We start from the raw sequence: 13,724 nt of genomic DNA on the forward strand, positions 1-13,724 counted from the left end.
GAAAGTTTTAGTTTTGTTGGAACTAAAACTGCAAAACTCATACCAAAATTTCAGTATAAGTTTTGAATTCGTTCTAAATAACCATTTGAAAGCTCTAAAATTAGCTTCTTGCAAAACTATAAATAAATTGGAAATCAACAAAAACTTTGTTAATTATTAGAGCGTTCCAAAATATTAAATTCGAGGATATGATTCAACCCAATTGCCAGTACATCCGTTTCGAGAATTGCGATGTTGGTAATACTCTTGTATAAAAAAGGAGCGTCACCACCTGTTAGTATTACTTTAAGATCAGCATATTTCTCCTTTAGTTGGTTGATGTACGAATCGACCTCGAAAACAATTCCGTTTTGTACTCCACCAGTTATTGCTTCGTTGGTGTTTTTTCCAATTAAAGGATAATCTTCATTTACAGAAAGAAGAGGCAGTTTCTTTGTGAAATGATTCAAAGCTTTATATCGCATACTTAAACCAGGAGAAATGCATCCACCAATGTATTGTCCTTTCTTATTCAAGAAATCGAAGGTGATGGCAGTTCCTGCATCAATTACCAAGATATTCTGATTGGGATTCATTGCATATGCTCCAATGCAGGCAGCTAATCTATCGTAACCCAATGTTTTTTTAGATTCATATAAATTTTCTATTGGAATAGGAAGCTTAGAATCAAAAAAGAAAACATGTTGAATTTTTGTTTTAAGAAAATTAATCAACCTTTCGGGATATTCTCTAACCGAAGAGATGATTACTTTTTCTATTGTAGTGAATTCACTTAGTAAATCCTTTACAAATTCGACATCTCTTTTTTCAGAAGCTTTGGTAGTATTTAATTCTCCTTTTAGAAAAATACTAGCTTTAATTTTTGTGTTGCCTATGTCAATTATAAGATTCAATGGAAAATAATTGATGTGTATTATTATAAATAGCTTGTAAAATCGCTTAAAATTAGTAAACTTTAGGCATATAAATTAGGTGCCCTACAGGTTTTTCAAAAGGAACTAATGAAGATTAATCCTCTTGGTTTGTTTTAAAGGTGAAAAACCCGTGCTCTAGATATTAAATGGTATTGGTATCGGTCAAATTTTCAATTATTGCTTAATGAAAAAAAAGATTTTAATCGTTGAGGACGACAACTTAATTTCGACCATTTTCAGAATGTTCTTAAAGGAATTAGGTTACGATTTGTTAGGAATTGTTGAGGATGGTAAAGAAGCCATTCGTTTGTGCGAAAAATTAAATCCAGATATTGTTCTTATGGACGTTCATTTGGGAGGAGATCTCGACGGTATTCAAACAACCGAATTGATAAAATCTAAATTTGATATTCCTGTTATTTTTCTTTCTAGTGATACTGAGGAATCTACTATCCAAAGAGTAATTAATACCCACTCGTACGGATACCTGGTTAAACCGATTGATAAAAAAGAGTTGGGAATATCAATCGAGTTGGCATTTTATAAGCATCAGTTTGATTTGGACCAAAAAATGAGAGAGAAGCGATTCCGTAATTTTATTACAGATTCACCAGAAGCAATTTTGGTGATTAACGAAGCAGGCGGAATTGAATATCTAAATTGTTTGGGATTAAAGTTATTTAGAACGGCATATATTGAAGATCTAATAGGACTTCAACTTCTTTCCTATATCAGTGAAGAATATCAAGAAGAATTTAAAGAAAAGTTCGACCGGGCTGTTCAAATGGGACAAGGAATTGAATATACTCACCTTAAATTTAAAACCATTCATGGCGATCCGTTTGATGTTGGATTAACTGCAGCTCATATTGAGTTTAATGGTAAGAATAATCTTCAGTTTATTATACGTGATGTAACTCAGGAATATGCCTACAGGGAGATGTTGGCTGAAAAAGCGGATATTATTAACCATTTCCACGATGGTGTGGTTACCTTCGATTTGAATGGAATCGTAAGATCATGGAATAATGGATGTGAAAGAATTTTTGGCAAAAGTGAATCAGAGATAATTGGCAAACCTTATAGCGAATTATCTTTGTCGGGAAGAGAAAAATCATTTGCTGAGGACTTATTGATTCCAACCGAAAAAGATAGCAATTACGAAGTAGAGCTTCTATTTGATATCGATGGAAAAGAGACCTATCTAAAGCTGTATTCGTCGATGCTAAAAAACGAAAAGGGAATCGATAAAGGAATAGTTTGCTATGTAAGGGATGTAACTGTTCGGAAGCAAAGTCAGTTGATGCTTGAGGAAAGTGAGCGTCGAAATAAGGATTTAATTAATGCAATTCCTGATTTAATTTTTGTTGTGAACCGTGAGGGGATTTTTGAAGATTATAAAATGGATGATAATTCCGTTTTAGATCTTCCAAAAGATGAAATTATAGGAGCACATCTGGATAAGATATTTTCAGGCGAAGTTTTGCAATTGGCTGAAGAGAAAATAGAGAAAGTTTTAAATGTGGGTTTTATGGAGAAGTTTAAATATGAAATAGAATCTGTAAATGGTAAGTGTTGGTACGAAGCCCGCATTACCAATTTGGGAAATGATAAGGCTTTGGTTTTGCTGAGAGAAATACAAGAAGATTAAATTTACATCAATAAATATTGAAAAGATCGCTGAGAATTAAACTTAGCGATCTTTTTTTTATCATTATTCCTGATTGATTTGTTTCAATATTTCACTGGCAGCAACGATATTCGAAACTTTTTCGAAGCTTAAACTCAGCCTGTTTTTTGCTTCCTTCATTTTACAAGGAATGGTTTGGGCTTGCAAGAATTGAAGCACTTTACTGAATTGCGCCGATTGATAGAAAGGAGAATCTTGATCGGAAATAAAATAAAGAACCAGCTTGTTGCTTTTCAAGATCAGTTTTTCAATTCCCAAGTCAAGAGCCAACCATCTTAAACGAACCACGTTTAGCAATTCAATACTTGGTTCGGGCAAATTGCCAAATCGATCTTGTAATTGGGCTTCGAATTTTTCGATTTCTTCTTCGGTTTCGATATTATCCAATTCACGATAAAGGCGAACTCTCTCCGAAATGCTTTCTACATATTCTTCCGGGAACAAAATTTCAAGATCGGTGTCAATCTGGCAATCATTAATAAAACGGATTACTTCTTTTTCTTCCTCTTTCTTTTCATCGGCAAAAACATCTTTGAACTCGTTTTCTTTCAATTCAAGCATGGCTTCATTCAGAATTCGCTGATAGGTTTCGTAACCAATATCAGTAATGAAACCTGATTGTTCACCTCCCAATAAGTTTCCTGCTCCACGAATGTCCAAATCTTGCATGGCAATATTAAACCCACTTCCCAGTTCCGAGAAGTTTTCGATGGCCTGCAGTCTTTGTCTGGCTTCCTGGGTCATCGATTCCATAGGAGGAGTCAACAAATAACAGAAAGCTTTTTTGTTTGAGCGACCTACACGACCGCGCAACTGATGCAATTCACTCAAGCCAAAATTCTGACCATTGTTAATAATAATGGTATTGGCATTTGGAATATCAAGACCTGATTCGATAATGGTTGTTGCAATCAGCACATCGTAATCGCCTCGAATAAATTCGAGCATGATTTTCTCCAGTTTTGGTCCATCCATCTGACCATGGGCAACAACCGTTGAAACTCCAGGAACTGTTCTGTGAATCATATCCTGAACCTCTTTAATATTTTGAACACGATTATGGATGAAGAAAACCTGTCCGTTGCGCTCCACTTCGTATGTAATGGCTTCGCGAATAATGTCTTCGTTAAAATTGTGAACTTCGGTTACAATTGGATATCGGTTAGGTGGCGGCGTATTGATAATTGACAGATCGCGAGCCCCCATTAATGAGAATTGCAGTGTTCTTGGAATCGGCGTTGCAGTAAGCGTTAAAGTATCCACATTTACTTTCATCTGTTTCAGCTTTTCTTTTACCGATACCCCAAATTTTTGCTCTTCATCAACAATCAGTAATCCCAAATCTTTAAAGTCGATATCTTTTCCAATAATTCGGTGTGTTCCGATTAAAATGTCGATTTGACCAGCTTTAAGATCTTTTAATATTTCTTTTTGATCTTTTGCTTTTCGCATGCGGCTGATGTAATCAACTCTGCAAGGAAAATTCTTTAATCGATCGCTGAAAGTTTTAAAGTGCTGAAATGCCAGAATGGTTGTTGGAACCAAAACAGCAACCTGTTTGTTGTCGGCCACAGCTTTAAAAGCAGCACGAATGGCAATTTCGGTTTTCCCGAAACCAACATCACCACAAACCAATCGGTCCATTGGGAATGGCGATTCCATTCCTTCTTTGGTAGCCTTTATAGCTTTTACCTGGTCTGGCGTATCTTCATAAATAAATGAAGCTTCCAGCTCCTGTTGCATGTACGAATCGGCACTGAACTGAAATCCTCTTTCGGCCTTACGTTTTGCATAAAGGGCAATCAATTCTTTGGCAATGTCTTTAACCTTGCTTTTGGTTTTCTCTTTCAGCTTTTGCCATGCTCCGGTTCCCAATTTGTAAATTTTCGGGGCCGAACCGTCTTTGCCTTTGTATTTAGAGATTTTGTGCAGCGAGTGCAAACTCACAAACAAAATGTCATTGTCTTTGTATACCAAGCGGATTGCTTCCTGATCTTTCCCATTCACATCAATCTTCTGCAAACCTCCAAAACGGCCAATACCATGATCGGCATGCACAATATAATCGCCCGGATGAAGTCGGTTGATTTCTTTTAAGGTAACCGATTCCTTGGCCTTGTGTACCGTAGCTGTTTTTAGTTTAAACTTGTGGTAACGATCGAAAATCTGATGATCGGTAAATACCGAAATTCTTAAATCCCGATCGGAAAAACCTTCGTGCAAGGTTTGATCTACAGATTGGAATTCTACTTCAATGCCTTTATCGTCGAAAATATTTTGAATACGCTCAATCTGCTTGGCATTATCAGACAGAATGTAATTGCTTTCGGCCCTTGCGTTGTTATTCAGCAAGTGTTCGCCCAATAAATCGAAATTTTTATTGAAAGCCGGTTGCGGTGCTTGGTTGAACTGAATTTCGTTCTCAGTTGGGAAAAAGAATTTTTGCCCAAATTCAATACAAGAGTATTGATTTAACTGATCGATAAAATCCAAACCTTTTATCAGGTAATCTTTTGTTGCAACCGTATCTTCTCCCAATTCCAAAGTAGGGACTTTCTCGATGGTATTTTCATAGATTGCCTGAATTCTATCGCTAATGAACTGTACATTCTTACACCAAAAAACCGATTGGTCCGGGGCAAAATTCAGAAATGAGATTCTTGAATTCTTTAAAAGATTTTCCTGTATGTTTGGAATAATATCAACCGTATCCAGCTTTTTAATCGAAAGCTGATTTTCTACATCGAACACACGAATGGATTCCACTTCTTCACCGAAGAAATCGATTCTGTATGGATGCTCATCCGAAAAAGAAAAGATATCGATGATGCTACCACGAATTGAAAACTGACCGGGCTCAACCACAAAGTCGGCACGCTCGAATTCGTAATCTACCAAAACTTCTTCTACAAACTCGGGTGATAATTTTTCCCCAATCTTAATTTTAAGGGTATTTTCGGTCAGCTGATCCTGACTGATTACTTTCTCAACAATTGCTTCGGGAAAAGTAACAATGTAGCTTGGTTGATGATTGGAATTTAATCGGTTTAAAGTTTCGGCGCGCAGAATAATGTTGGAGTTATCCGTTTTTTCGTATTGTACCGAACGCTTGTACGACGATGGAAAGAAAAGAACCGAACTTTCGTCAATCAAATTGCACAAATCATTATAAAAATAGGCAGCCTCCTCTTTATCATTTAAAATAAATAGTTGAGGTTTTGCCTGGCTTTCCAATGATGAAACCATTACGGGCAAAGCTGATCCTACCAATCCACGCAAGTGTAGGTGAAAATTATTGTTACCATGTAAATGTTTCTCAATGCTGAATCGTGCTGGGTGACCAGCAAAAATGTTTTTAAGTTCTTGAAGTTCCAATGAATCCCTTTTTATTGATTGAAAGGCAAATTTAGGGAAAAAAATCAAGTTGAAAGTGTTAAGGAAAAAGTATAAAGTTTTAACCTTATTTTCTCCTTTATACTTATTACTTTTCCATTCTAAAAACCATACCCCACAGGCCCATGTCCGGGTACACTTACATAACCTCTGGTATTTCCTTGATCGTAATTGCCGGCACTAAATCGGGTCGACCAAAAATTATCACCTCCACTTCCTTTGCCACTGTAGCCATTCTGTTGTGCGGTCAAGTATAAATTTACGGTAGGAATAGGATTTCCGACATAGCCTGCATTTCCCAAATGATCGAACCAGTAATTTCCCGGCTGAATGTAATAGCCCAATACATAGCTCCAAACCAGCCATTCGTTTTGTGGCAATTCCCTGCCATTTACAATCACATTGGTTTGTCCGTTTGAGGCATTACGCTTTAAGTGGCCCAAGTCATGGTTAGGCAACATAAAACCAAATGAAGCATAGCCAACAACCCCATACAAACCACTGGTTTTATCGTACCAATAATTACCCGGAAGAGGCTTGGTACCATAATATTTTTCAAACTCTTCCATTTGACTTTGATTCAACTCAATGTCGTTGATAATTACCTTTTCTTCTTGAGATAGTGCTGGCAAGGCAAAAATGAGTAAGACCAATAGGATGCATATTGATTTCATTTCTATAGGATTTAAAAGTGAATAAAGTATGCTAAACGGCAGTGCAAGATTGGTGTAGCTAAATTACAACAAAGTGAGGGGGATGTCAATAATGCGTTGCTGATTCTGATGCTCTCATTCTAAGTTGAGAGTATCAATTTTTGTAAACTGAGAGCTTCACAGGAAGTGAGCCCCACAGAATAGACATAAGCTGTAAATGATTTTAAAGCATTGTGAGTTTAACTAGGGGGATCCAAACCTCTGTTGATTTGCTAAAAATTCCTGATAAAAACACATAAAATCCTGATTAAATGATTTTATTGGTCAAAAAGGATAGGATTTTATGTCGGGTTTAAAAATAAAATGTTAAATTCATATCTGAATCATAAAATAATATATGGCGATTTTGTTGTTGAATGACTGATGTTTGCTGGTGTTGAGTGAGGAAGGGAATTTATGATTGATAAAAAAATAGAAACCGACTAACCCAAATAAATACAAGTAGAATCTTTAAAATTTAAGAAGATGGCAAAATTATTGAACGACAAAATGTCGTCGCAGACTCACATGAGCAATACGAACCGTCATATTCGCTTGTGTAATCAGACGCAGGGAGCTGAGCAATTATCGAAAGCAATTGTTCCTAAAGTAAGTAGCCTAAAAGAGAAGAATTTGGCAACTCTTGCAGCAAAAGAGAATCGTGATGCGGCTTACGATATCTTGGTGTATAAAGATGCTGTTTTGGATGATACCATTCGAAACATTTCCGATTCGGCCAAGCAGTACGATCGCAGAAATCCAGGTCGACCAATTTATAACTTATTGTTCCCTGATGGGAAGTATTCTGATATTGTTCGGGCACCTTTTACAAAAGAGGTTGGCTTGGCAATTCAGATATTGGAGCGATTAACATCCTTGGGAGCCGAACATGAATTGCATGCAAATGTAGCTTTATTGAATACTGCAATTACCGATGTTCAAACGGCTCTAACGAATTTAACGGATGAAGATAACAAAGTGAAAATAGCGGTAGCAAACGAAGAATTGGCTCAGGCCGATTTGCGCAAGCAGTATGAGTACAACTACCATGATGCTGTGAAATTGTTCGGCAAAAAATTCGCTGACCGATTGTTCCCTAAAACAGCTCCAAAACCAAAAGAGGTTGAGGAAGAGGTAACAGAAGAAGCATAAATTTGGGTTAGTTTGCTGGAAAATGTGCCTTGCAAGCTTGCAAAGTGCATGCTCCGCAAATTGAATGAGCTTTGCAGACGTGCGAAGCTCATTCTACTACAAAAAAACATGCTTCTCATGCATGAGAAGCACATTCCACCCAAATCGAATATGCTTTGCAAATGTGCATAGCACTTTTTTTTACGGGAGAACATGCTTCGCAAGCTTGCAAATCATATTCCACTATAGAAAAATACCCATCACATGCTTGCAAAGAACATTTTTCTGGAAAAAAATATGGTTTGCATGAGTGGGAGGTGAGTTTTTACTAATTTGAAGAAAGTATTATACGAATAGAATTTATTATCAAATAAGCTGATAAAAATAGTATTTTTGTTTCCTATGAAAGAGGATCAGAAAGATGGTAGAGTTGGAATTTTCTCATTTTTTTCAGGAGCAGGATTTCTTGATTTAGGATTTGAGAAAACAGGTTATTTTGATACATTATCGGTTAATGAATATCACAAACCTTTTATGGATATATATAGAGGTGCAAGAGAAAATATGAAAATTGAGCATCCACAATATGGATATCATGTTTGTGATATAAGTGAGTTTCGAAAAAGCGATAACCTGATTGTGTTGAAGAATCAAATAGGTGAGGCAAGGAAAAATTATGAAGCAGTTGGATTCCTTGGAGGACCACCATGTCCCGATTTTTCAGTAGGAGGGAAAAATAAGGGTAAAGAAGGTGAAAATGGAAAGTTATCGGGTACTTATACAGATTTAATTTGTGAAACGAAACCAGATTTCTTTTTATTTGAAAATGTAAAAGGATTGTGGAGAACTAAAAAGCATAGGGAGTTCTATGAAACTCTAAAAGATAAATTTTATAGGAATGGATTCTTATTGACAGAAAAGCTTATAAATTCAATAGAGTATGGGGTAGCACAAGATCGAGATAGAATTATTTTGGTAGGTTTTAGTAAGGAATATCTTGATAAGAAAAAATATAAAAGCAATGGAACCAATCTTCTGTGGAATTTTAATTGGGATTTTGGAGTTAAGTATGACAAACAGAAAGTTTTTGCATTGAATTGGCCAGAGTCTGATAGATTTATTCAAGATTCTGAAATTTCAATTCCAAATGAAATACCTCAAGAGTTAACTATTAAATATTGGTTTGATAAAAATGATGTTCAAAATCACTCAAATCAATCAATGCATTTTAAACCAAAGGCAGGTCTTGTTAAGTTCTTAAGTATTGCAGAGGGAGATGATAGAAAAAAATCATATAAGAGATTACATCGATGGAGGTATTCTCCAACTGCAGCATATGGTAATAATGAAGTTCATTTGCATCCGTTTAAGGCTCGTAGAATATCTGTAGCAGAGGCCTTGTCTATTCAATCTTTACCTAAAGAATTCATCATCCCCAATGATACTACTCTTACAAATTCATTTAAAGCAATTGGAAATGGTGTTCCATATTTAGCAGCAAGAGGATTGGCACAAACAATTTTTAATTTTATAAATGAGTTAAATGATAAAAAAATAAATATTAATGGAGAAATTGACAGCTCAAAACATTGTGGCCTTTATAAATCAACTTCCCAGGCACAACAGTTATCAGTATTTGAACCCGAAGAATAAAGGGATAATTAAGATCGAACATGTCACCTTACCTGAAGGTCCTATTAGGATAAAAAGATGCGATCCATCAAAAGGAGAGTCATTTGAACATAAAAGAACAGTAACTATCTCTTCACAGATGATTTGGAGATTGGTTAATGCGATCCGACCAAATCAACCAATAAATGTTGATAGAATTTTAGGAGCTAGTTATAATACACGATCTGTACTTGAAGCTTTAATTGCTCACACTCCACAGTTTTATTTTTGTTATCCTGGAAGAATTGAAAGTATAAATTCAAATGATACCATAAAAAAAGGACATAAGCATTTAATGTGGATGCCTAATTTGCCTCATGAGAATGGTATTGTAAAAGAAAAAAAGACAGATATAGTGATTTCCGAAATTCCGGTTTTGGAGGCTTATTATGATTCGCTTGTTTTACCCAATGATTTAGTTGTTGATGAACTGGATATTGATTTAAAAAGAAGGCATGCTCAGATTCAAGTAGCTTTGTATTTTATAGGAAAACAATTAGGTTTTAGAACTTGGGTTGCTCAAAATGATAAGGGAATCTTATATCAAAATAAAAAACTCGGAGAATTTGAAGGTGTTATTTCTAAATTAGACGATGAAGTGTTGATAAAATCTCATCAAGATGCAATAAAGGCAGCACTTTTAATTGATTGTATTTGGTTTAAAAATGGTAGGTTGATGCCTGCAGTTATGGAAATTGAACATTCAACAGGAGTTACGAGTGGATTGACAAGGATGAAGAATTTTTATGATCGTTTCCCTCCTTTTCCTACAAGGTATGTAGTTGTTGCCCCTGATGAAGATAGAGCTAAAGTTGTTAAAGAAGCCAATAAACCTCAATTTGCGGAATTAGAAACAAAGTTTTTTCCGTATTCAGCAGTAGAGGAACTTTATGCTCTTTGTCAAAAAAGAAAAATAAAAGGAGTTACTGAGGAGTTTCTAGATTGTTATATGGAGCCTGTTTATAGCTGAAATTTATTTAGATTTACATATAAACCAAAGCCACTCCTCATTTGAGAAGTGGCTTTGCATTTTGAGTTCTGGTTAGTTGTTGAAATCAAATATTGTTGAAGAAGTGCAGAAACTCTTCTGTTTTTTTCACCATCTTGGTCGAACCCGTATAAAAAGGAACGCGCTGGTGAAGCGAATCAGGCTTTATTTCCATGATTCTGCCATTTCCATCGATAGCCATGCCGCCTGCTTGCTCGGCAATAAACGCTACAGGATTACATTCATACATCAATCGCAGCTTGCCTTCAGGATTTTTATTGGTTTGTGGGTAAATAAAAATCCCACCTTTCAACAAATTGCGGTGAAAATCGGCTACCAAAGAACCAATGTATCGCGAAGTAAATGGTCGTTTGCTGCGAGCATCTTTCTCCTGGCAATACTTAATGTATTTTTTTACTCCTTGTGGGAAATTAATGTAGTTTCCCTCGTTAATGGAATAAATGGTTCCCGATTTTGGTGTTTTAATGTTTGGATGCGACAAACAGAATTCTCCGATTGAAGGATCAAGCGTAAATCCGTTTACTCCATTGCCAGTGGTATACACCAACATGGTTGATGATCCGTAAATAATATACCCAGCAGCAACCTGTTTGGTTCCTTCTTGTAAGAAGTCTTCCATATTGGCAACTTGTCCGCGAGGGGTAATGCGTTCAAAAATCGAGAAAATGGTTCCAATGGAAACATTTACATCAATATTCGAAGAGCCATCCAATGGATCCATACAGAAAACATATTTTCCGTTTTTGCACATCTCATCTTCGAAAATGATTATGTCTTCGTTCTCTTCCGAAGCCACAGCAGCACATTCGCCACTTGCTCTTAAGGCATCAATAAAGTGTGTATCGGCAAAAACATCCAGCTTTTGCTGATCTTCCCCCTGAACATTCTGATCGCCGTGTTCACCTAGAATATCTACCAAACCAGCTTTGTTTACAGCGCGGTTTACAATTTTGGCAGCAATTTCTACGTGATGAAGCAAACGAGACAACTCTCCTTTTGCTCCTGGATGATCAGACTGACGCTCAATAATAAATTGATTCAGGGTTTGAACATTATTGTGTTCAGTCATTTTAAAAAGGCTTTTGGTTTACATTCATTTGGTGGCATAAAGTTATGCTTTTTTATTTAATGCCAAACCCTTATTTCAAACGTTGACAGAAAAGTTTTGTTTTAATCAAAATAGTATTTCTTACGGTTAAATCAAGTTCGATCTGTTATACAGCAGTTTGTTATCTTAAAAAATGTGAAAAAACCAAAATGTTAAAAAATAATTTTGCTTTGCTCAAGCTTTATTTAGTACCTTCAATTTTTATTAAAAGCGGCGAAAGCCAAAATCAATATAACTTAAGTAATTTTACATGAACATATTTAAATTTGGAGGTGCATCGGTAAATAGTGCCGAGGGTGTCAAGAATTTTGTAAAGATTGTTCAATCTTATAAAGACGAAACCATTATTGTTCTTTCGGCAATGGGCAAAACAACCAATGCTTTGGAGCAAATTACCGATGAGTTTTGTGCAAAATCAGATTCGGTAGAATCAAAGTTTCTCGAGGTAAAGTCTTATCATTTCGACATCATTCATGAGTTGTTTGCAAATAAGGAAGATTCGGTTTATGAAAAAGTAACTCGACTGTTCGAGCAACTTCATTGCTATTTGCAAGGAGAACCAACTTTGGATTACGATTTTGATTACGATCAGATTGTTTCGTTTGGCGAGTTGATTTCCACCACCATTGTTTCGGAATATCTACGCAAAAGTGGATCGCCAAATAAATGGGTCGATATCAGAACTTGCTTAAAAACGGACAACAGTTATCGGGAAGGAAAAATTGATTGGGAATTATCACAAAAACTGGTACCTCAAGCTTTTAGATTTAATAATACTTTTGTGTATGTAACACAGGGCTTTTTGGGCGGAACCACCACCAATCAAACCACCACTTTAGGTCGAGAAGGATCGGACTATACAGCTGCAATTCTGTCCTACATTTTGGATGTAGATAAATTGTCAATTTGGAAAGATGTTCCCGGAATTATGAATGCCGATCCGAAATGGCTGGATGATGCACAAAAGTTGGAAAGAATTTCATACCAGGAAGCCATTGAGTTGGCCTTTTATGGAGCGAAAGTGATTCATCCCAAAACTATTCAACCTATTAAGCGAAAGAAGATTCCTTTGCAGGTACGATCCTTTATCAACTATAGCGAACCTGGCACTTTAATTAGCACTGCATCCAAACAGATGGAAAAGCAATTGCCAGTTTATATTCGCAAACAAGATCAGGTGTTAATATCCATTCGACCAACGGATTTTTCTTTCATTTTGGAGGAAAACTTAAGTTCCTTGTTCGCACTATTTGCAAAGCATCGTATGAAGGTGAATTTAACTCAAAATTCGGCAATTAGCTTTTCGGTATGTGTAGATAAATCGGAGAGAAGATTGAGTAATTTATTGGATGAAATTTCAGAGAATTTTGAAGTGAAGTACAACGATGATGTAGAACTAATTACCATTCGTCATCACGATGATGAGGCGGTGGAGAGAATGACTGCCGGAAGAGAAATTTTATTGGAACAGCGAAGCAGAGATACCGCGCAATTTGTGATTGTATAAACAGATAGAAATTCATTATAATTTGCCCTGAGTTTTAACTCAGGGTTTTCTTTTTAAAATTTTTTTCACAAAAAAATCATCTTTGCATATATAAGGTATAGTTTGCACATTTTCAGGAAATAAAAATTAAGAGTTGTGCCTCTTTTATTTGGAGATTAAAAAATCATGCCTATATTTGTTGCAGATATTTAAGGTAATACTCGCAGGAGGATATCATTAATTTATACAGAAGAAGTGAGAGAACAGGCTCGATGACCTTCTGACAACCCCGGCAAAACCAAAAGCTGAAAGGTGTCAAATCCTGACCATTTAATTTGGTGAATATAAATTAAACGATCATGAAGAAGACAGAAATTCACAATCAAAAGCAGGCTCAACCAGAGCAAAACATTCAGTTGCAAACTTTGGCATCTATTACCACTATGATGCGAATGCAGCGAATGATGCGTATGCTGTAACGCATTCTGTCTAAATTCTTTCCCAATTTTTTAGATGCTGGTGCGTATAAAATAACTCCGAACCAGGGAATTCAAATTCTAATTTACTTTTTCAATTGTTTCTGATTTTCAGAAATAGGAATTGATACAATTTAAACTGAATCTATCGAAG

At 35.9% G+C, this 13,724-nt stretch carries 9 protein-coding genes and 1 riboswitch; of the genes, 5 read left to right on the top strand and 4 right to left on the bottom strand.

Going from position 1 to position 13,724, the window contains the following annotated elements; all coding sequences use genetic code 11:
- Positions 1-149: 149 nt before the first annotated feature.
- Positions 150-893, bottom strand: coding sequence for a type III pantothenate kinase (locus M0051_RS16965; RefSeq protein WP_306742725.1), 744 nt, complete (start codon positions 891-893; stop codon positions 150-152).
- 205 nt (positions 894-1,098) lie between these two features.
- Here M0051_RS16965 and M0051_RS16970 point away from each other — a divergent pair, with 205 nt between their 5' ends.
- The gene (locus tag M0051_RS16970) at positions 1,099-2,565 is read left to right on the top strand and encodes a PAS domain S-box protein (RefSeq protein WP_306742726.1); all 1,467 of its coding nucleotides are present in this window, start codon (positions 1,099-1,101) and stop codon (positions 2,563-2,565) included.
- A 63-nt stretch (positions 2,566-2,628) separates the two neighbouring features.
- Here the strand turns inward: M0051_RS16970 and mfd are convergent, their stop codons facing one another.
- Positions 2,629-5,979 (bottom strand): transcription-repair coupling factor, encoded by a 3,351-nt coding sequence (gene mfd, locus M0051_RS16975; protein ID WP_306742728.1) that lies wholly within the window; start codon positions 5,977-5,979, stop codon positions 2,629-2,631.
- 119 nt (positions 5,980-6,098) lie between these two features.
- The gene (locus tag M0051_RS16980) at positions 6,099-6,671 is read right to left on the bottom strand and encodes a hypothetical protein (protein WP_306742729.1); all 573 of its coding nucleotides are present in this window, start codon (positions 6,669-6,671) and stop codon (positions 6,099-6,101) included.
- Between the two features lie 504 nt (positions 6,672-7,175).
- Here M0051_RS16980 and M0051_RS16985 point away from each other — a divergent pair.
- From M0051_RS16985 to M0051_RS16995, 3 genes are all read left to right on the top strand, one after another.
- On the top strand, positions 7,176-7,841 hold the full coding sequence (locus M0051_RS16985) for a hypothetical protein (protein WP_306742730.1): 666 nt from the start codon (positions 7,176-7,178) through the stop codon (positions 7,839-7,841).
- Positions 7,842-8,222: 381 nt separating this feature from the next.
- Positions 8,223-9,473, top strand: a complete 1,251-nt coding sequence (locus M0051_RS16990; protein ID WP_306742731.1) for a DNA cytosine methyltransferase — start codon at positions 8,223-8,225, stop codon at positions 9,471-9,473.
- Positions 9,385-10,461 carry a hypothetical protein gene (locus tag M0051_RS16995; RefSeq protein WP_306742732.1) on the top strand — a complete coding sequence of 359 codons (1,077 nt, stop codon included), beginning with the start codon at positions 9,385-9,387 and terminating at the stop codon, positions 10,459-10,461. Before M0051_RS16990 ends, M0051_RS16995 begins: the two co-directional genes overlap by 89 nt.
- 85 nt (positions 10,462-10,546) lie before the next feature.
- Here the strand turns inward: M0051_RS16995 and fbp are convergent, their stop codons facing one another.
- Entirely contained in the window at positions 10,547-11,569 is a 1,023-nt protein-coding gene (fbp, locus tag M0051_RS17000; RefSeq protein ID WP_306742733.1) for a class 1 fructose-bisphosphatase, read from the bottom strand.
- A gap of 289 nt (positions 11,570-11,858) precedes the next feature.
- Between fbp and M0051_RS17005 the strand changes: the two genes are divergently transcribed.
- Positions 11,859-13,115, top strand: coding sequence for an aspartate kinase (locus tag M0051_RS17005; RefSeq protein WP_306742734.1), 1,257 nt, complete (start codon positions 11,859-11,861; stop codon positions 13,113-13,115).
- 218 nt (positions 13,116-13,333) lie between these two features.
- Positions 13,334-13,445: riboswitch (SAM riboswitch) on the top strand.
- Positions 13,446-13,724: the final 279 nt, after the last annotated feature.

Origin of the sequence: Marinifilum sp. D714 (assembly GCF_030851345.1) — a bacterium.
In the GTDB taxonomy this organism is placed as follows: domain Bacteria; phylum Bacteroidota; class Bacteroidia; order Bacteroidales; family Marinifilaceae; genus Marinifilum.

Excerpts from the sequence above, each read along its gene's own strand:
- M0051_RS17005 (WP_306742734.1), top strand. The coding sequence starts at position 11,859 with ATGAACATATTTAAATTTGGAGGTGCATCGGTAAATAGTGCCGAGGGT.
- fbp (WP_306742733.1), bottom strand. The coding sequence starts at position 11,569 with ATGACTGAACACAATAATGTTCAAACCCTGAATCAATTTATTATTGAG.
- M0051_RS16985 (WP_306742730.1), top strand. The coding sequence starts at position 7,176 with ATGGCAAAATTATTGAACGACAAAATGTCGTCGCAGACTCACATGAGC.
- M0051_RS16970 (WP_306742726.1), top strand. The coding sequence starts at position 1,099 with ATGAAAAAAAAGATTTTAATCGTTGAGGACGACAACTTAATTTCGACC.
- M0051_RS16980 (WP_306742729.1), bottom strand. The coding sequence starts at position 6,671 with ATGAAATCAATATGCATCCTATTGGTCTTACTCATTTTTGCCTTGCCA.
- M0051_RS16995 (WP_306742732.1), top strand. The coding sequence starts at position 9,385 with ATGGAGAAATTGACAGCTCAAAACATTGTGGCCTTTATAAATCAACTT.
- M0051_RS16990 (WP_306742731.1), top strand. The coding sequence starts at position 8,223 with ATGAAAGAGGATCAGAAAGATGGTAGAGTTGGAATTTTCTCATTTTTT.